The following is an 18,982-nucleotide window of genomic DNA, read 5'->3' as shown; positions in this document are numbered from 1 at the left end:
GCCCCGGTGGGCCGATAGTGGGGCTGTGAACGACAGGTCGCGCAAGAGCGGACAGACGGGCGGGACCGGGAGCGGCAGCGGGAACGGGAACGCCGCGTGGTCCGGACGGGCGGGGGCGGAGGCCTTCGCGGCGGTGGGGGCGGCCACGGACTGGCTGCTCGGCTATCCGTTCGTCTTCAGGGCGCTCGCCCGCAGGATCCGCGGCGGTGACGTCCTCGTGGACTACGGCTGCGGGCCGGGTGGCGTCGCCGACCGCGCCGCCCGGGTGCTGGGGGTCCGGGTGGTGGGAGTGGACACCTCGCCCGAGATGCTGGAGCTGGCCCGGGCCGCGGGCACCGCCGTGGCGGAGTTCCACCTGGTCGAGAACGGGCGGGTGACCGGCCTGGCGGACGGCTGCGCGGACGCGGTGATGTGCAACCACGTGATCGCGTCGCTGCCCGACGAACAGGCCGTCCTCGGCGTCTTCACCGAGATCCGACGCCTGCTGCGCCCCGGCGCCCCCTTCGTCCTGCTGGCCACCGATCCCGCCTGCACCGGCCGGGAGTACGCTTCCCTGCGGATCGGTGAGCCGGGCGAGGTGTACGGACCGGGCGACGAGCTGACCGTGCGGCTGCAACGCACGGACGGGACCTGGCAGGAGGAGCGCAATCACGCCTGGCCGCCCGGGGTCTATCCGGAGCTGCTGGAGAGGGCGGGGTTCCGGGAGGTCGCCCAGCAGCACCCCACGGTGGAGGAGGCGCAGTCGCTCGCCGACCCGGAACTCGTGCGCGCCCGTCACTGGACGGCGGAGCGCGAGCGGCCGCCCCTGGTGGTCACCACCGCACTGGCGGTCTGACCAGCGCAGACCCCGTACAAGTCGGGCCTGAACCACACCTGTTGACCCGGCATCGCCGGCGGCGGGGCTGCTGTCCGGTCAGTTCGCGGGGATGTGCGCGGGCCGGGGCGTGATCCCCGGGTAGGCCTCCCCGAGCACGGTGTCGAACAGCGTCGTGACGTCGTCCGCCGTCATCCCCTGCTCCCGGGCCTCCCGCATCCACTCCCCGAGCCGGCCCCGCAACGGGGACTCGGGTGCGGTCTGCGGGGTGGCCAGCGAGCGGGTGATGAAGGTGCCCGAGCCCTGCCGCACCTCGACCAGCTCCAGCCGTTCCAGCTCGCGGTACGCCTTGAGGGTGGTGTTCGGGTTCACCTTCGTGGTGGCGGCGACCTGGGCCGCGGTGGGCAGCTTGTCCCCCTCGGCCAGGGCGCCCATGCGGAGCGCCTGCTCCACCTGGTGGACGATCTGGAGGTAGGCGGGCATGCCGCTGCGGCGCTCTATGCGAAACACGACCACGGTGCCCGCCTCCTTGATCCTTCGTGGGTTCTTCCAGCCTAGGCCTTCGACGGGGCCGCGACGGCCCGCTGCGGTCCCCGGCCCGCCGGGGCCTACAGGGCGCGGCGCCGGGCCCGCCACAGGAGCGCGCCGACGAGCGCGGCGGCGAGTACGACGAACCCCGCCGCGGCGGTCCACTGCATGCCCGCCATCTGGTCCTTGGTGTAGTGGTCCGCGACCCGGTCGACGATGCCGAGCGCGCTCCGGCACTTCTCCGGCGCGCTGTCGTGCGCGCAGGTGCCCCAGCCGTAGAGCTTCCCGGACGCGGTCGCGAACCACTCGTCCACCACGACCACGTGGTCGAGCAGGGCGGGCCGTTGGCCGTCGAGCGGGTAGGCGAGCCGCCGGGGGGAGTCGAGACGGGGCCTGAGGACCTCCGCCGCGACGAGCACGACGCCCGAGACCAGGAAGGTGGAGGCCATGGAAGCCACGGTGCGGCGCAGCAGCGCCCCGGCCAGGATTCCGAGGGAGGTGGTGAACAGGGCCGTGGCGACCCCGGTGGGGCCGGTGACCTCGAACACCGGGTGGTTCAGCCAGTCGTTGGCCGCGAACGGGCCGGCGGAGCGCCACCACCAGGCGTAGACGAGGCCCAGGACGCCCGTCGTCACCGCGGCGAGGATCAGGGCGAAGCCCACCTTCCACACCAGCCACCGGGTGCGGGAGACCGACTGGGTCGTGACGAGCCGCGCGGTGCCGTTCTCCTGGTCGGCGGAGATCAGCGGGGCACCGAGGAACACGCCCAGCAGCACGGGCAGGAAGGCCAGAGCGCTGCCCGCGGAGCTCAGGTCGTTGGTGATCGCGTTGACGACGTTGCCGTCGACCTCCGACCCGGGCTTCCCGGGCCAGCCGGCGCCGTGCAGGGCGTCCAGCATCGCGCCGCGCTGGTACACGATCCAGGCCGTGCCGAGGACGGTGGCCACGGCGCACGCGATGAGGGCCGTACGGTGCTGACGGGCCATGAGCCAGGCGAGTCCGCGCAGCCTGCGGGTCGGGACGGACGCGGCACGCCTGCCGGAAGCGCCTTGGGTGAGCGTGCTCATGCGGCGGACTCCTCTCGGTGGTCGGGGGCGGCGGTGGGGGAGAGCAGCGCGGGGGCCGCGGGGGAGCGGAGGTAGGCGAGCAGCACCTCCTCCATCCCGGGTTCGGACAGTTGCCACGCACCCTCCAGCGGTCCCTGCCGCCGGACCAGGGCGGTGAAGTGCCGTCCGGAGGTGCGTACTTCGATCACGGTGTGGGCGTTCAGGGCCGCGGGCAGGGCGCCCTCGTCGGTCACTCCGGTCACCAGCGTGTGCATCGGGACGAGCTCGTCGGCCTCACCCGCCATGCGGACGCGGCCGTCGGCGAGGACGAGGAGGTAGTCGCACATGTCCTCGATCTCGCTGAGCAGGTGCGAGGACATCAGTACGGTGGTGCCGTGCTCGGCGGCCTCGGACAGCAGCAGGGCGCCGATCTCGTCCCGTGCGACCGGGTCCAGATCGGCCATGGGCTCGTCCAGCAGCAGGAGTTCGGGCCGCTTGCCGAAGGCGAGCGCGAAGGCCACGCGGGTGCGCTGACCGCCCGACAGGGTCTCGACCCGGGCCCCGAGCGGTACCTGGCCGGACCTGACGATCCGCTCGGCCGCCTGCTGGTCCCAGCCCGGGTTGAGTTCCCGGCCCATCCGCAGGGTCTGTTCCACGGTGAACCTCTTGAACAGCGGCTTGTCCTGGCCGAGATAGGCCCACCGGGTCATCGTGCCGGGCTCGTCGGCCGGTGCGCCGAAGATCCGCAGCTCGCCGGCCGAGGGCTCGGCCAGCCGGGTCGCCAGGTTCAGCAGGGTGCTCTTGCCGGCGCCGTTGGGCCCGACGAGCGCCGAGATGCGGCCCGCCGGGACCCGGAAGGAGCAGTCCTTCAGGGCCCAGCGCCGCCCGTACTTCTTACCGAGCCCGCGCGCTTCGAGGGCCCATCGGGCGTCCGCCGCGCCGGAGGTGGTCGTGCCTCGCACAGCTTCCCCCTTTCCTTCAGTCCACTAGATAACTAGTGGAATCATGGACTCAGGGGGGAGCCCTGTCAACACGCTGCCGAGGAGGTCAGGAGGGGGAGCGCGGGGACGGCTCCGCGGCCGCCCCACCCGACACCTGGTGCAGCCGCAGCGCCAGTTGGAGCTCCAGGCTCCGCTCCGGCGACTGCCACCCGGGGCCCAGCAGACGGCCGATGCGGTCCAGGCGCTGCACGACCGTGTTCACGTGCACGTGCAGGGCGTCCTTGGCCCTGGCCTGGCTCATGCCCGAGTCGAAATAGACCCGCAGCGTGCGGACGAGGTCGCTGCCGCGCCGGGCGTCGTACTCCAGCAACGGCCCCAGGACGTCGCGGACGTAGGCCGACAGGTCCGGCCGGTCGCCCAGCAGGACGCCCAGGAACCCGAGCTCCGCGAGCGCGGCGCCGTCCCCGTCCCGCCCGAGCGCGCGCAGCGTGGACAGGCAGCGCAGGGCCTCGGCGTGCGCGGCGGGCAGCGCCCGGGGGCTGCCGTCGGCGCGCGCCGCCCCGACCGTGACCGGACCGCCCACCGCCCGTCCGAGCGCGGCGGCCAGCGCCGGGGCGTCCGCACCCTCGGAGTCCGAGGGCGCCAGCAGCACGACGTGGTCGTGGTGCACCCCCGCCAGACCCCGCCGCTCACGGGCCCGGTGAGCCGCCGCGGCGAGCAGCCGCGGGCGCGGGGCCGCCGCGCTGTGCAGGACGAAGAGGGCGTGCGGACGCCCGAGGTCCACCCCCAGCCGGCGGGCCCGCACCGCCAGGCCCGCCGGATCCGCCGACGGGCTGAGCAGGTCCCCCAGCAGCTCCCCGCGTATCCGGTCCTCGGTCTCCGCCACCGAACGACGCAGGAGCAGCAGCAGCGCCGTGACCGTCGCGGCACGCTCGAACAGACGCCGTCCGGCATCGTCGAGACCGGCCCGGCCGGTGAGGGTGACACTGCCCAGCAGCTCCGGGCCGGCCAGCACCGCGCACACCCAGGTCCCCTCCAGGGGCACCGCCCGCCCGCTGCTCCGCGACGCGACCACGGCCCGCGCGGTCGGCGGCCGCGGGTCCGACCGTACGCGGGCCAACTCCACGCCGTCCGCGTCGTGGATCAGCGTGCCGCCGTCGAGGAGGGTGCCGATCGCCGCCGCGACCTCGGTGATGTCCCCGCCGCGCAGGACGAGACCGGTCAGCCGGTCGTGCGCCTCCTCGGCCCGCCGCAGCGCGTCGCTGTTCTCCCGGATGGTGCGGGACGCGGCGTTCAGCTCGGCCAGGGCCTGACGCGTCTCCTCCAGCAGCCGGGCGCCGTCGATGGCGATCGCGGCATGGTCGGCGAGCGAGGACAGCAGGGCCACCTCGCGCGCGGAGAACGCGCGCGGGCTGCGGTCGGCGGCGAACAGCACCCCGATCACCCTCGCGCCCAGCCGCAACGGCACCCCCAGGATCGCCCGCAGGTCCTCCTCGGCGACGGCGCTGTCGATGGGACCGGTGTGCCGGAAGCGGGGGTCGCTCTGGTAGTCCCCGGTCGCGTACGGGCGGGCCGTCTGGGCCACGAGCCCGCCCAGCCCCTCACCCATCCCCAGCCGCAGTTGCTGGAAGGCGGCCGACACCGAGCCTTCGGTGACCCGCATGAAGGTGTCGCCCGCCACCTCGTCGTTGAGCGAGAGGTAGGTGACGTCGGTGTGCAGCAGCTGCTTGGCCCGGTGCGTGATCGCCCGCAGCACCGCGTCCAGGTCGCGCAGCGCCGCGAGGTCGCCCGCCGTGTCGAACAGCGCGGTCAGCTCCGCCTCGCGCGTGCGGTGCTGCAACAGCGTCCGGTGCACCTCCAGCGCCACCGCCGTGGCCTCCTCCACGGCCGCCAGCTCCGCGGCGCCCGCACCGGCGGAGCGGGCGGCCGCGGCCGGCCCCGCGAAGTCCTCCGCCGGCGCGCCCCGGGCCAGCAGCCCGAGCAGGTCGCGCAGGGCGGTCCGTCCGGCGGTGGGGTCCGTCATGCCGGTGAGCTTAACGGCGCGGCCCCGGGCGCCGTCAGCCGCCGAGGCCGGCCCGGACGGGGGCGGTCCCGGATCCGGGCCCCGACCCCGATGCGGACGCGGACCGGGTGAGGCTGCGTCCCCTGGTCTCCCGGGCGAAGAGCACGGTCACCGTGGTCACGAGCGCCGTCGCGCACACGTAGAGGGAGACCGGGACGGAGGACCCGTAGTCCTTGAGGAGTTCGACGGCGATGATCGGGGCCAGCGCCCCGCCCACGATGGAGGCGAGCTGCGACCCCATCGAGGCACCCGAGTAACGGACCCGGGTCTCGAACATCTCCGAGATGAAGGCCGCCTGCGGACCGTACATCGCCCCGTGCAGCAACAGCCCGGCGGTCACCGCGACGGCGATCACGGGGAACGAGCGCGAGTCCAGCAGGGCGAAGAAGGCGAACGCCCAGACCGCCATGCCGACCGACCCCACGAGCGTCACCGCCCGCCGCCCGATCCGGTCGGACAGGGCGCCCCAGGCCGGAATGGTGACGAAGTGGACGGCCGATCCGATCAGTACGGCGTTCAGGGCGTCGGCCTTCGGCAGGTGCAGGTGGGCGGTGACGTAGACCAGGAGGAAGGCGGTGAGCACGTAGTACGAGACGTTCTCGCCCAGCCGGACCCCGATCGCGGTGAGCACCGCGCGCCGGCCGGAGCGCAGCACCTCGACCACCGGCGGCCGCTGCCTCGCCCCCGCGGCCTCCTCGGCCTCGGCCCGGGCCCGCGCCTCCAGGAAGGCGGGCGACTCGGAGACCGACACCCGGATCCACAGCCCGATCACCACCAGCACTCCGGACAGCAGGAAGGGGATCCGCCAGCCCCAGGCGAGGAACGCCTCGTCCGACTGGACGGCGGCCAGCAGCGCCAGCACCCCGGTGGCCAGCATGTTCCCGCCGGGCGCCCCGGCCTGCGGCCAGGAGGCCCAGAAACCCCGGCTCCGGTCGTCCCCGTGCTCGGCGACCAGCAGCACCGCCCCGCCCCACTCCCCGCCCAGCGCGAACCCCTGCACCAGCCGCAGCACGGTCAGCAGCACGGGCGCCCCGACCCCGACGCTCGCGTGCGTCGGCAGCAGCCCGATCGCGAAGGTGGCCCCGCCCATCATCAACAGGCTGAGCACCAGCAGCCGTTTGCGCCCGATCCGGTCTCCGTAGTGCCCGAAGACGATCCCGCCGAGCGGCCGCGCGGCGAAGCCGACGGCGTAGGTGAGGAAGGCCAGCAGGGTGCCCACCAGAGGGTCACTGGAGGGGAAGAACAGCGTGTTGAACACGAGCGCGGCGGCGGATCCGTAGAGGAAGAAGTCGTACCACTCGATGGTGGTCCCGATGAGACTGGCGGCGACGATCCTGCGTATGCCTGACGGGATCGTTCTGCTCGCTGCGGGGGAGACCATGTGCACCACTTCCAGGGGGTCTGCGGGGACGTCGGGTGTGGCCACAACGTAGAAGTCCCCAGGTCGGCGGTATATGTGGCGTGGCATCACAATCAACCCCACCTGAGTGTGTCCGACCACCACTCGGCCCGAACCGATCCCCTCGGCCCCCTCCGGAAGCGGGTGGCAAGCCCCCGCCGGAATTGCAGAGTTACGCCTTTTTTGCGGGGGCGGCCGGCACGACGTCGCGTGAACCTTGAGCGCGAGACCTCGCCCGGCGTGCCGCGGGTGTCCTGGCCGACGCGCCAAGAAGCCCGGACCAGCGCTGGACCCAGCCTTCGAGCGGCGATCCCGTTGTCCTGCGCGAAACCCACGCGGATGTCGGTAAGGCCCCTCAGCCTCAACGCTCTAGCTCGGCTACGCCCCCCGAGTCTTGGGTGCGTACTCGGGAGATGAGGCCGTACTTCAAGCCGCCCGAGGGCGCGGTAGTCCCCTCGCGGGACCAGGAGTCCCAGATCCAGGACCTGGACCGGTCCCGGCCGGCCTTTCCGGTAACGCCGGGGATGCCCGAGCGGCGGAACCGCGACTACGTCCCGAATGGCCTGACCACCCTGTTCGCAGCGTTCGACGTCGCGCTCCCGGTCGCCCGCATCGGCGGGGTGCCGTGAGGCGCTGTCGGACTTTCGTGCACCCGGGCGGATGGCCCCGTGGCGTACGTCAGCGGGCGGTGCCCCGGGGGACGGTGAAGTCGGTCAGCCGGGCCGAGCCCGGCGCGAGCTCCTGCCAGGGAACGGGACAGGCGAGCACCGCGATCGCGGACGTCGGGAACTTCCGGGACAGCCGTTCGATCGCTTCGGTATCCGCGGCGGCCACGGCCTTCCGGGCGAGGCTGATGGCCAGCTCCTCCAGGCCCGGGTTGTGGCCGACCAGCAGTAGCGTCCCCACGTCCCCGGGCACTTCGGACACCACCTCGAGCAGTTCCTCCGGCTCGGCGGCGTACACCCGCTCGTCGTAGCGCACCGGGACCTTGGTGCCGAGCTGTCCGGCCGCCAGCGCCCAGGTCTCCCGGGTCCGCCGGGCGGTGGAACAGATGACCAGTGCGGGCACGCAGCCGGCATCGCGCAGCCAGCGGCCCGCCGCGGGCGCGTCCCGCAGACCGCGCGGGCCGAGCGGCCGCTCGTGGTCCGCGACCTCCGGCCAGGCGGACTTGGCGTGGCGCAGCAGCACCAGGCGGCGGTCGGATCCCGCGCTCATGACTTCAGCCTTCACCACCTCAGCCTCGCACGGTCCACGGGGCCGGGCGCGCCGACGAGCCTGCGGGGAGCGGCGGCCGACTTCGACGACCGCCGCACACATGGGGCACGGGGCGGAACTCGCCGTGGCGCTGGACGAGGCGCCTCGGCCACCACGGCACGGGGGACCTGGAGCGTGCGGCCGACTCCTTCCGGCAGAGCTACGCCCCGGCGTGATCACTGCCTGTCCGGATCAGGACGGTGCTGAGCGCTCGGGTGTGCGCCGGGACTTGCGCAGCGAGGTGAGCCGTCAGGGCGGCCGCGACGGAGGTCACACCGGGTCTGCCGGCTCGGGCTCGGGGCTTGCCCGAGCCCGTCGACCGCGCGCGGAGGGGTGGCCATTCGGCCTATCTGAGGGCAGGTCAATTTTTTCCAATCCCAGCCCGCCGGCCGGCCGGTAGGTTCCCGCCTCGGCCCGGAACGCGCCCCCACGGTCGTGGCGGGACGGATGATCGCGCTTCCGGCGGACATCGACGGGGATGGAGGGGCCTTGGTGCCTGGGGGTAAGAGCAGAGGGAGATTATCAGCGCGGTCGTGGTTGCGGATGATCGGTTTCGCGCTGGCGATGGCCTTGGTGGTTTCACTGGCGCAGGCGGGGGGCTTGCCCTACGCGTCGGCAGCGCCGGCGGGGGCCAGGAAGGTGCCGCGGAACCTGCCGCTCCTGTCGGTTCGGTCGCCGGGCAAGCGGGCACCGCAAGGACCGCAGGCCGAGCCGAAGCAGCCGAAGGCGGACTTCGCGCCCCTGGCGACCGGCAAGCACGCCGGGTTCGACGCGCGAAGGGCGCTGCGCGGCGCCGCAGCCGATGCCGCACCGCAGACCGGTCTGGTCTCGCCGGTCGACGGCGCGGTGGTGGGCACGGAGACGCCCGTGTTGCAGGTGGCCGCGGCCGGTGACGGCGTCCTGTACTGCTTCAAGATTTCCACCGGGTTCGACGGCCGCTCGGGCAGCGTGGTCGACTCAGGATGCCTCGACCAGCCGCAGTGGACGGTCCCCAAGCACGTCCTGCACGACGGCGGCCGCTACACCTGGACGGCCGCCACCGCGATGCCCGGCGACACGGACGCGACGGCGCCGCTGTGGGTCGGACACTTCACGGTCAACCAGCGGGTGGGAGATCCGGGACCGGCGCCCACCGACCACCTGGGGCCGGTGACGGTCAACCTGTTCAACGGTAACGCGCACGTCGAGGCCGCCGGGCCGTCGTTCCAGACCGTCGGCGGATCGGCCGGGGTGAGCCTCGCCTACAACTCCCGGCAGGGCGCCCCGCACGGGGTGCGCGCCTCGTACTTCAACGACCCGCGGCACGCGGGCACCCCGGACGCGATCCCGGTGATGGTGCGCGGTGAGTCGCAGGTCAACCTGGACTGGGGCACCACGCGGACCGGCAACCCGGACAACCTGCCGTGGCGGGACAACCCGATGCCGCCGGCGCTGGACAAGAACTGGTTCGTCGTGCGCTGGGAGGGCCTGTTCAAGGCCCCGGTCACCGGCGACTTCCGGTTCGGCGGGGCGCACACCGACGGTGCGCGGGTCTGGCTGGGCGACAAGCTCGTGTACGACAACCCCAACCCTGCCGACCCCGGCGACGACTTCCTGCTGCCCGGCCCGCACCAGAACAGCGAGGTCGCGCTGAAGGCCGGTCAGGTGGTGCCGCTCCGTGTCGAGCTGTACCACCACACCGACCAGCGTCCCCGCATGGTGCTCTGGGCCAAGAGCAGCGTGGGCGCCGATGACCAGCGCAGTCACAACCTCGAACCGCGGATCGTACCGACGGACTGGCTGTTGTCTGCGGACTCGCAGTCGCTGCCGGCCGGGTGGACGCTGTCCGCGCAGTCCAGCGGCTACAGCCACGCCGAGATGCTGGACGGCTCGGTGGTGCTCACCGACTCCGCCGGCGGTAAGCACACCTGGGCCAAGGCCTCCACGGGCGGCTACACGCCCCCGGCGAACGAGGACGGCGTACTCGCCTTCGACAGCGCGGGCCGGATCACGCTCACCGAGGGCGAAACGGTGTCGGTGTTCAACCCCGACGGCACGCTGGCCGCGGTGGAATCGGTCCTCGACGGGAAGAAGCCCGCGGCCCTGCAGTACCTCTACAGCGGGACGCCGCCGCGGCTGACCCAGATCAAGGACCCGGTCTCGGGCCGGTCGCACCGGCTGTTCTACAACACCGACGGCAGCGACAGCTGCTACGGCGGGGTCACCCGCCCGCCGGGCTCGGACCCGGCTCCGGCGCAGATGCTGTGCCGGATCCGGTACTGGGACGGCACCGAGACCCGGCTGTGGTACCAGATGGAAACCCTGGCCCGGATCGAGAACCCCGGCGCGGTCATGCAGGACTTCGACTACGTGGGCCGCGCCTCGGCCAGGCAACGCTACGACCAGGCGGGTGAGAACGAGGAGGAGAAGCAGAAGGCCCTGGACAGCATAGGGCCGCTGGCCACCCTTCGCGGCAGCCTGGCTTACGACTGGGTGGCCCGCCAGGCCCCGTCCGAGGAGAACGGATGCACCAACACCAGTGACACGGCCGCCGCCTGTACGGTGATCGGCTACGACTCCGTGATCGAGCAGCCCCAGGAACCGCCGGCCCAGCGTGCGGTGCAGGTCCTGGCCGCGGCCCCGGACGGCCGCTCGAGCGAGAAGCGGGCCGAGCACTTCTACCAGTACTACCTCGAACGCAAGCAGGCCACCGTGGCCCTGGCCGGGGTCTACGACTCCACCCGTTCGCGGACCGTGACCTACGACGACGCCGGCCGCGCGCTGATCAGCACCGACTTCACCGGGGCGAGCATCTCAGCGGAATGGAACACGAAGGACCAGGCCACCGCGTCGGTCGACAGCGCCGGCCGGCGCTCCACCACGGTCTACGACCACGCCGACCGCCCGGTCGACAAGTACGGTCCCGCACCGGCGTCCTGCTTCGCCGGACAAACCCCGACACCCGCGTGCGCGGCCAAGATGCCGCACACCCACACCACCTACGACGAGCAACTGGCGGGGCTGTCGGCCGCCTACTACGACAACCCCGAGCTGTCGGGCGTACCGAACGAGTTCGCCACCGGGGTCGGTACCACGGACGGGACGCTGTCCCGGTCGTGGGGAGCGAGCCCGCCGGTGGCGAACACCAGCGGCTGGTCGGGCCGGTTCACGGGTGAGATGCAGTTCCCCGCCGCCGGGGACTACGGCCTCGGGTTCACCGCGGTCGACGGAGTCCGCCTGTGGGTCGACGACGTCCTGACCGTCGACAGCTGGGGCGACAAGCCCTCCACCGCCGTCACCGGCAAGTACACCAACGCCACGGCCGACAGCTGGCACCGCGTCCGCGTCGACTACTACAACCGCTCCGGCACGACCGGCGCACTGGCCTTCACCTGGACCCCGCCCGGCGCCGGCGCCCCCGTCCCGGTGCCCGGGAAGAACCTCGCGCCCCGTTACGGCTGGGCGACGGGCACCGCGACGGACGACACCTCCGGCGGCGACAAGGAACGGGCACCGTCCAAGCGCGGTGCGACCGGCTATGCCGACCCGGCCGCGGGCATCGACCCGGTGTACGGGATCCAGGTGTCCGCGACGGCCGACCCCGGCGGCCTCAACCTCACCGCCCGCTCCACCTACGAACGGCCGGGCACGGGATACCTGCGCAAGCTGGCCGAAGCGCTGCCGGCCGGAGACGTCACCAACCCGGAGCGGCGCGGCACCACCACCTACTACGGCGACACCGAGACCCGCGCCAACCCGTGCGACCCGAACGCACCGGCCGCCAACCAGGCCGGCATGGCCAAGACGGTCACCGGTGCCAAGCCCGGCAGCGGACCGGCGTTCACCGGCGAGACGGTCTACGACGAGGCCGGCCGCATCGTCGCCGCGCGTGTCAACGACGAACCGTGGAGCTGCACCAGCTACGACGCGCGCGGGCAAGTGACCAAGAGGGCCTTCCCGGCCTTCGGGGACAAGCCGGCGCGCACGGTCGGCTACGACTACGCGGTCGGCGGTGATCCGCTCGTCTCGAAGGTCGGCGATGAGAACGGGTCGATCACCACCGTGATCGACCTCCTCGGACAGGAAGTGGCCTATACGGACGCCAACGGGGTCACCTCGGTCTCCACCTACGACCAGGTCGGCCGGCTGACCACCGACACGACCACGGTCAAGGGCGTGTCCAGCACCGTGTCCTACGCCTGGAACGCCGCCAACCAGCTGGTCCAGGTCAAGGTCGACGGCACCGTCGTCGCCACCCCGACGTACACCGCCGCGGCCGAACTGGCCGCGGTCGCCTACGGCAACGGATCCCGCCTCGACTCGCTGACGCGCAACGACACCGGCAAGCCCACGGCGCTGACGTGGAAGACCGTGGCGTCCACCGTGGTCGACACGGTCACCCGCTCCCGGGACAACCGCATCACCGACGAGGCGGTGACGGAGGACGGCAAGAACAGCGCGGCCTACTCCTACACCTACGACGCGGTGGGCCGACTCGTCGCCGCGAGCGTCCCGCACCACCAGCTCACCTACCGGTTCGACCCGGCCGACGGGTGTGGAACAGCCAAGAACGCCGGACTGAACACCAACCGCACCGCGTCCACCGACAGCCGCGACGGCGCCGCCGCGGTCACCACCAACTACTGCTACGACGCCGCCGACCGGCTGACCGCGACCAGCGGCGGTCTCGCGCTGTCGTTCGGCTACGACGCCCGCGGCAACGCCGCGAAGATCGGCGGCGACACCCTGGGGTACGACTCCACCAAGCGCCACGTCTCCACCACCACCGCGAGTGGCACCGCCATCGCCTACACCCGGGATCCGGCCGACCGGCTGACCAGCCGAACCGTGGCCGGAGCCTCCGACATGTCGAAGAACGGGACCACCCGTTACTCGTACACCTCCAAGCACGACGACGCGGACCTGGTCCTGGACAAGGAAGGCGCTCTGCTGCAGCGGATCGTGTCCCTGCCCGGCGGGGTGCTGCTGACCAAGAGCTACGATCGGACCGCCACCACCAACTGGTCCTACCCCAACATCCACGGCGACGTGCTGTTCACTGCCGACGGCACCGCCGCCCGCACCGGTGCCCTGCACCTGTACGACCCGTTCGGGCAGAACATCGACCCCACGACCGGCGCGTTCGGCGACATTCCGATCCCGGCCACCGCGGCCGGCGGCATGGACTTCGGGTGGCTGGGCCAGCACGAGCGGCCGGTGGAGCACCTGGCCGGCCAGCAGGCCATCGAGATGGGCGCCCGCGTCTACCTGCCCGTGCTGGGCCGGTTCCTCCAGATGGACCCGGTGGCGGGCGGATCGGCCAACGACTACGACTACGTCAACGCCGACCCCGTCAACGGCCTCGACCTGGCGGGGACCTTCAGCTGGAAGTCGGCGGTTCACGTCGCGACCACCGCCGCCGAGGTGGTGGCCTACGTACCCGGCCCCATCGGCACGGTGTCCTCCGGGCTGGCAGTAGCCGGCCAACTCGCCCAGGGCAACAAGGCCGCCGCGGCTGCGGACGCGCTCGGCATGATCCCCGGCGGCAAACTCGCCGGCGCCGTGGCCAAGAACGCCGCCAAGGAGGCCTCGACCCTGGGCAAGGCCGCCACGGCCGTCGAGAAGTGCAACTCGTTCTCCCCGGACACCCTGGTGGAGATGGCCGACGGCAGTACGAAACCGATCGGCGAGATCCGCGAAGGCGACGAGGTCAAGGCCACCGACCCGGCCACCGACGCCACGGTCGGCGAGCCTGTCGCGGGAGTCATCGTCGGCCACGGCACCAAGCACCTGATCGACATCGGTGTCGGGGACTCGCGGCAGGCCACGATCACCGCCACCGCCGGCCACCCCTTCTGGGTCGACGGCCGCGGCTGGGTGAACGCCGGGGACCTCAGGGTCGGCGACCTGGTCCGTGACCCGTCGAGCATCGCGGCCGTGCAGGTCACCACGATCCGCGACCGCGGTGAGGTCGCCGACCAGACCGTCTACAACCTCAGCGTCAGCGGCATCCACACCTACCACGTCCGGGCCGGAGCCAACTACCTCCTCGTCCACAACGTCGCGTGCCCCATTCACGGCCCCAGCCCCTTCACGGAGTGCCCGGCGTGCAAAGTCAACGGCGGGGCCGAACGCAGAACGGTCGTCGACAGCGTGGGCGAGCAGAAAGCAACGGCCGAAGCGACCCGAGCTCAGACCAGCGCACCGGTGAACACGATGAAGGCCCTCGTCGACGGCGCTCAGCACCACGATTCGACCGGCGTCACCGCGGCGGTGGTCGCCGGAGCCGGGGCCATGTGGCTGGGAAGCAAGGCCACGAACGCGATCAGGAAGTTCAGGAGGTAGCGGAACGCCGTACGAATCCCCGGCCGCCTGTCGTTCGACCGGAACACGCATCATGAAAGGACCACGCGCGTGACCAGAACCAAAGCCAGAACCAGAACCAGAACCAGGAGAAGAGGGGCGTTGTGGCGGTCGGCGATCGTCATCGCCGCGATGCTGGGCGCAGCCATGGGGGTCGCCGCCGCCCCGGCCAGCGCCGCACTCGTCCAGCTGACGTTCACCAACGTCAGCAACAACAAGCTGCTGGACGTCCAGAACGCCGACTACGACGACAACGCGGCCATCTCCGTCAACCCGGCACCGGGGTCCGCCACGACGTGGCGCATCAACACGGGCACCGCCTTCGGCTCGGGGTTCGCCATCGTCAACACCACCACCGGCAAGTGCATGGACTTGACCACGGCCCGTTACCAACTGCGCCAGCAGCCCTGTGACGGACGCACGTCCGAGCAGTGGTACTTCCAACCGATCGACGGATCGGCGAAGAAGGCGTTCAGGATCCGCCAGGTCGGCGACAACACCTGTCTGACCGTCCAGATACCTCCCAACACCGACAACTTCGTGTACACCTACCGCTGCGACAACACGCCGCAGCAGCAGTGGACGGTGCCCACCTCGGTCTACCAGACGGCCTGGAACACCGCCGTGGACTACGCGGCCGGCCGATGCGCCAAGGACTCCGCGACCTGCTCGTGGTCCACGACCAGCCAGACACCGCCCTTCACGTTGCCGGAGACCTGCGTCTCCCCGATCTGGTTCAACGACACCTCGACCACGATCCCGTGGGAGTTCACGCTGAACACGACCACGGGGTGGACCAACACCATCGGCTTCAAGCTGGACGGAAGCCTGAAAGTCAGTGGCAGCATCCCCGGCATCGCCAACCTCGAGCTCACCGTAAGCGCCGAGGTCAACGGCGCCACAACGCTGGACCTCAAGCAGGAAATGGGCAACAAGCTGACCGTGAGCGTGCCCCCGCGCCAGTACGGGTGGGTCACGCTGTCCGAACTGGCCACCAAGGCCACCGGAACCTGGACCTTCGACACCCAGGGCTTCCCCTGGACCGCCGACGACACGATCACGGTGCCCCTGAAGTACGACGTCAACGGAGGCGCGAGCATCTACAGCGCCCGGACCAGGCCGACGTTCACCAACTGCGCCGGCGTGTAGCCCGCGGTCTTTCCCCGCCGACCGGCTGGGGAACGCTTGTGGTAGAGAGGCCGGGCTCCCGGCACCCGGACGCGCTCCGGGTGCCGGGCTGGGGCTGGTCAGGCAGTTGTTCGAGATGTTGGAGCTGACGCGGGTGGCGCGCAGGGTGACGGTGCCGGCGCTGTTGTAGATGCCGCCGGGGTTCGGGGCGCTGGCCGTGTTGCCGGTGATGCTGGAGGCGGTGACCGTCAGCGTCCCGATGTGGGCGATGCCGCCGCCGGCGCCGCCGGCTGAATTCCCAGTGATCTGAGAGGAGTTGGCGGCCACCGTGCCGTCACGGGTTCTTTGGTTACAGTGTGTGACGGAGACTGCGTTGCCGATGTCCTTGGGGGAGACGTCGTCATGGTGTCGGGGCGAGGGAGGAGGGGCTCACTCCGGATCCCGTGCTGGTTGATCCGCTGCTGCGGGGTGCCCAGCAGTCCATGTAGCCGCGCTCAAGGTCGAAGGGCAGCGGTGCTTCTCGGTCACTCGTGGCAGCCCGAGCTGCCACGCTCGCGCCCCGGCGTACGCGACGTGGAGCATACTGCCCGGACACAGCACCAGCGCCCGGGGCTCGGTCTCATGGTCCTTGACCGATCCGTACCCGATCCTCGTGGGCTTCTCGTTACTTCACGGCGCGGCCGATGAGTTCGTGGCTCCCGTTCAGTCCAAGCTCATGACACCCCAGGAAAGGACGCGTCATGTCGGAGCTTCTCGTCGACTTCATCACCTCACTCGACGGCCACGCATCGGGAGAGGGATGGCCCGGGTTCTGGGGCCTGGAGGGCCCGGAGTACCTCGCATGGCTCGGCGAGCAGCCTGAGGTCACCTACCTGATGGGATCGAACACCTACCGCCTCATGTCGGGCTTCGCCGCAGGCGAGGTCCCGACTGGCCAAGACGAGTTCAGGCCCGAGGAAGAGGCGTCCGTCGGCGAGCTCACGCGAGCGTCCAAGGTGGTGTTCTCCTCCTCGCTCGAGGATCCACTGACGTGGGCCAACTCCACGCTCGTCCGGGACGACGCCGTCGAAGCGGTCCGTGCGATGAAGTCGAGTGGCTCCGGGCTCTTCAGCACGATCGGCAGCCTCAGCCTGTGCCGGTCCCTCCTGCGAGCCGGACTGGTCGACCGCTTCCGGGTCGTGATGTTCCCCGTGATCACCGGGGCCACGGGCGAAGAACGCATCTACGACGGCTATCCGGACGTTGCCCTGGAGATGATCGAGCACCGCACCTTCGACGGCCGCATCCAGCTGGTCGAGTACAAGCCCCGCGTGCTCGAGCACCCGCCGCTCCGCGTCCCGGCGTGACGTCGCTCCATCCGTCGGTCCGGACAGCCGCCAGGTACGTTCGGAGGAGCTGCCGCCGCCGCGTTGGGCGGCAGACTTGCCTTCGGTGGAGCTGCGGCTCGCCGTCTTGCTCTCCCCGGAACGGGCGCGTTCCTTGTTCACCGTCCGGGAGGCCATTTCCTCCGCGCGGCCTTCGGACATGCCGCGCTTCTCGCCCGACTCCTCACGGTCATGGTGCGCGTACCCCGATCACCCCGCATCTCGCGCAATGCGGACGAGGAGCTCTCGTTGGGAGGTGGTGTTGTGCTGTTGGTTGCGGCACACGGGGAGATCGGGATCCGATCGTCCGACGGGACGTGTGCGGGCGCATCACTCCGTGGCCTCTGCCAGGCTCGCACTGTGCCCACAGGGCAGCGGGTCGCGGCACGGGTGCCGGTTGGTTGCACCCCGCATCGGAGGGAGACCTCGTGCAGACGTTCCTTCCGTATCCGTCGTTCGACGCCTCGGCGGCCGTGCTTGACGTACGAAGGCTGGGCAAACAGCGGGTCGAGGCCGTGCAAGTGCTGCGTGGTCTGGTCGTTCCGGGTTACGGATGGCGCAGGCATCCGGCGGTGCGGATGTGGGCGGGGTACGAGGAGGCGCTCGTCCGGTACGGGCTGGAGATCTGTGGGACGTGGACCGCGGAGGGGCGCGCCGACACCTGTGCCGTCATCCTGGCCCGGGACTTCGCGGCGTGGCAGCCGGGGGGCGCCCTACGGACGCAGGAGCGGTTGGCCGCCGACGGGGACCTGCCGCCGTGGCTGGGCGCACCGGAGTTCCATCGAAGCCATCAGTCCGCGCTGGTGCGCAAGGACCCTGCCTTCTACCGGGAGCGCTTCCCGGGGGTACCGGATGACCTGCCGTACGTATGGCCCCGGTCCGACCGGGAGGCGGATGGGGTGCGGTGAGCGATGGGCCCTGCGGGGAAAGGGACCGGCTCCGCCCGGGAGCACCCACCCCCTCGTACGGGTAGCTCGACGTGCAGGCGTGCGGGCGGTGGTGTGGGATCGGGCCACCGCGACCCTCCCCGCCCACAGCAGCCACGGCTTCGCCACCTGGCCGTCGGCGACTACTGGTTCGACGAGGAGACGGCCGACGGCCACGACGGCACCAACAGCCGCCTCCACGCCTGATCGGCGCCCGGCGGAGGCGGAACAGGAAAGCCGGGAGGCTGTGCGCTTCGCAGCTCGGGCCCCGTCGAAAGCCGGGTCCGAGCACTTCTGCGCAATGTGGCGTCGGCGTCGCTTCGAGGTGCGTCGCAGGAATTCGGGCTCAGGTCTGGCGAAACCGGACAGGTCGAGCCCCGGACCAGCTGGACGTTCGTCACGAACCACGCCCGGATCCTCGCCATGATCTTGCGCGATCCGGAGGTCCGGCTGCGTGATCTGGCCGGGAGCTGCGGCCTCACGGAACGGGCGACCGGGGCCATCGTCCGGGACCTGGAGAACGCGGGGTACCTCACCCGGGTACGCCACGGCCGCCGCAACCACTACCAGGTCACGCCCGGAACCCTCTTCCGCCATCCGGCAGAGGGCCACCACGAGATCGCGAACCTCCTGCACTTGCTGGTCGACCTCGAATCCCGGGCCGAAGCGCCCTTCTCTCCCACGGGCGGTGACCACCGTGAGCGCGATCCGCACAGCTGACCCGCGCACCGATGCGGGACCCGCGCCCACCGTGGCGTTGCCCCCTGCCGGGCCTTCTTCCCGAGATATCGGGGTTTGAAGGGAGCAGGTCATGACCTCTCTTCCCGGCCACCTGGTCACTGCCGCTGAGCGCATCAGCGGCTTCATGCACCCGCCCCTCGCCGGTGTGGCTTTCGCGCCGGGGCCGCAGCGGGTGCCGGCCCGCGTGCGCGGCGAGATCGACATGGACGATGGCAACGGACTGCGCGAACACCTCATCGCGGCTCTGAACTCCAGCCGCGACGGCCTCGACGTCGACCTGTCCGCCGTCACCTTCTGCGACACCACCGGTCTGCACATCCTGCTGGACCTGAACCGGCTGGCCCTGGAGACCGGGAAATCGCTCGTGCTGACCGCCCTCAGTCGCCCGGTCGCCCGACTGCTGCGCCTGAGCGGGGTGCAGCACGTGCTGACCGTCC

The 18,982-nt window shown here is 71.5% G+C and carries 13 protein-coding genes and 3 pseudogenes; 9 read left to right on the top strand and 7 right to left on the bottom strand.

The annotated features are described in order from the left end of the window. Positions 1 to 25: 25 nt before the first annotated feature. On the top strand, positions 26 to 835 hold the full coding sequence (locus tag ABZW32_RS21795) for a class I SAM-dependent methyltransferase (RefSeq protein WP_356218155.1): 810 nt from the start codon (positions 26 to 28) through the stop codon (positions 833 to 835). Positions 836 to 913: 78 nt separating this feature from the next. Here ABZW32_RS21795 and ABZW32_RS21790 read toward each other — a convergent pair whose 3' ends face one another. From ABZW32_RS21790 to ABZW32_RS21770, 5 genes are all read right to left on the bottom strand, one after another. Next, positions 914 to 1,297, bottom strand: a complete 384-nt coding sequence (locus ABZW32_RS21790) for a GntR family transcriptional regulator (protein ID WP_356218188.1) — start codon at positions 1,295 to 1,297, stop codon at positions 914 to 916. A gap of 125 nt (positions 1,298 to 1,422) precedes the next feature. Continuing rightward, positions 1,423 to 2,409: an ABC transporter permease gene (locus ABZW32_RS21785; RefSeq protein ID WP_356218153.1), complete on the bottom strand. Its 987-nt coding sequence runs from the start codon at positions 2,407 to 2,409 to the stop codon at positions 1,423 to 1,425. Then, entirely contained in the window at positions 2,406 to 3,350 is a 945-nt protein-coding gene (locus ABZW32_RS21780; protein ID WP_356218151.1) for an ABC transporter ATP-binding protein, read from the bottom strand. Before ABZW32_RS21780 ends, ABZW32_RS21785 begins: the two co-directional genes overlap by 4 nt. 85 nt (positions 3,351 to 3,435) lie before the next feature. After that, complete coding sequence (locus tag ABZW32_RS21775) at positions 3,436 to 5,352, bottom strand: helix-turn-helix domain-containing protein (RefSeq protein WP_356218149.1); 1,917 nt, start codon at positions 5,350 to 5,352, stop codon at positions 3,436 to 3,438. 34 nt (positions 5,353 to 5,386) lie between these two features. Next, the gene (locus ABZW32_RS21770; RefSeq protein ID WP_356218186.1) at positions 5,387 to 6,772 is read right to left on the bottom strand and encodes an MFS transporter; all 1,386 of its coding nucleotides are present in this window, start codon (positions 6,770 to 6,772) and stop codon (positions 5,387 to 5,389) included. Between the two features lie 449 nt (positions 6,773 to 7,221). On the opposite strand from ABZW32_RS21770, the pseudogene ABZW32_RS21765 reads away from it, so the two are divergent. Beyond that, positions 7,222 to 7,386, top strand: a pseudogene (locus tag ABZW32_RS21765) (IS630 family transposase); the annotation flags it as partial. An 82-nt stretch (positions 7,387 to 7,468) separates the two neighbouring features. Here the strand turns inward: ABZW32_RS21765 and ABZW32_RS21760 are convergent. After that, entirely contained in the window at positions 7,469 to 8,005 is a 537-nt protein-coding gene (locus ABZW32_RS21760) for a histidine phosphatase family protein (RefSeq protein ID WP_356218148.1), read from the bottom strand. A gap of 678 nt (positions 8,006 to 8,683) precedes the next feature. Between ABZW32_RS21760 and ABZW32_RS21755 the strand changes: the two genes are divergently transcribed. From ABZW32_RS21755 to ABZW32_RS21745, 3 genes are all read left to right on the top strand, one after another. Continuing rightward, the gene (locus ABZW32_RS21755) at positions 8,684 to 14,368 is read left to right on the top strand and encodes a PA14 domain-containing protein (protein WP_356218146.1); all 5,685 of its coding nucleotides are present in this window, start codon (positions 8,684 to 8,686) and stop codon (positions 14,366 to 14,368) included. A gap of 69 nt (positions 14,369 to 14,437) precedes the next feature. Next, the gene (locus ABZW32_RS21750) at positions 14,438 to 15,535 is read left to right on the top strand and encodes an RICIN domain-containing protein (RefSeq protein ID WP_356218144.1); all 1,098 of its coding nucleotides are present in this window, start codon (positions 14,438 to 14,440) and stop codon (positions 15,533 to 15,535) included. Positions 15,536 to 16,254: 719 nt separating this feature from the next. Then, complete coding sequence (locus ABZW32_RS21745) at positions 16,255 to 16,860, top strand: dihydrofolate reductase family protein (RefSeq protein ID WP_356218142.1); 606 nt, start codon at positions 16,255 to 16,257, stop codon at positions 16,858 to 16,860. Positions 16,861 to 16,914: 54 nt separating this feature from the next. Here the strand turns inward: ABZW32_RS21745 and ABZW32_RS21740 are convergent. Next, positions 16,915 to 17,064, bottom strand: a pseudogene (locus ABZW32_RS21740) (plasmid stabilization protein); the annotation flags it as partial. Positions 17,065 to 17,306: 242 nt separating this feature from the next. Between ABZW32_RS21740 and ABZW32_RS21735 the strand changes: the two are divergent. From ABZW32_RS21735 to ABZW32_RS21720, 4 genes and pseudogenes are all read left to right on the top strand, one after another. Then, positions 17,307 to 17,786, top strand: coding sequence for an MSMEG_6728 family protein (locus ABZW32_RS21735; RefSeq protein WP_356218140.1), 480 nt, complete (start codon positions 17,307 to 17,309; stop codon positions 17,784 to 17,786). 93 nt (positions 17,787 to 17,879) lie between these two features. Next, a complete protein-coding gene (locus tag ABZW32_RS21730; protein WP_356218138.1) occupies positions 17,880 to 18,011 on the top strand; it encodes a hypothetical protein in 132 nt (43 codons plus the stop codon). A gap of 216 nt (positions 18,012 to 18,227) precedes the next feature. Further along, positions 18,228 to 18,524, top strand: coding sequence for a helix-turn-helix domain-containing protein (locus ABZW32_RS21725; RefSeq protein WP_356218136.1), 297 nt, complete (start codon positions 18,228 to 18,230; stop codon positions 18,522 to 18,524). A 91-nt stretch (positions 18,525 to 18,615) separates the two neighbouring features. Then, positions 18,616 to 18,969 (top strand): annotated as a pseudogene (locus tag ABZW32_RS21720) (STAS domain-containing protein); the annotation flags it as partial. Between the last annotated feature and the right edge of the window lie 13 nt (positions 18,970 to 18,982).

Source organism: Streptomyces sp. NPDC004667, from assembly GCF_040609475.1.
GTDB lineage: Bacteria > Actinomycetota > Actinomycetes > Streptomycetales > Streptomycetaceae > Streptomyces.
This window is presented reverse-complemented; position numbering and strand designations above follow the sequence as displayed.

Coding starts and splice junctions, on each gene's coding strand:
- ABZW32_RS21775 (WP_356218149.1), bottom strand. CDS start 5,352: ATGACGGACCCCACCGCCGGACGGACCGCCCTGCGCGACCTGCTCGGG.
- ABZW32_RS21790 (WP_356218188.1), bottom strand. CDS start 1,297: ATGCCCGCCTACCTCCAGATCGTCCACCAGGTGGAGCAGGCGCTCCGC.
- ABZW32_RS21785 (WP_356218153.1), bottom strand. CDS start 2,409: ATGAGCACGCTCACCCAAGGCGCTTCCGGCAGGCGTGCCGCGTCCGTC.
- ABZW32_RS21745 (WP_356218142.1), top strand. CDS start 16,255: ATGTCGGAGCTTCTCGTCGACTTCATCACCTCACTCGACGGCCACGCA.
- ABZW32_RS21725 (WP_356218136.1), top strand. CDS start 18,228: ATGATCTTGCGCGATCCGGAGGTCCGGCTGCGTGATCTGGCCGGGAGC.
- ABZW32_RS21770 (WP_356218186.1), bottom strand. CDS start 6,772: ATGGTCTCCCCCGCAGCGAGCAGAACGATCCCGTCAGGCATACGCAGG.
- ABZW32_RS21760 (WP_356218148.1), bottom strand. CDS start 8,005: ATGAGCGCGGGATCCGACCGCCGCCTGGTGCTGCTGCGCCACGCCAAG.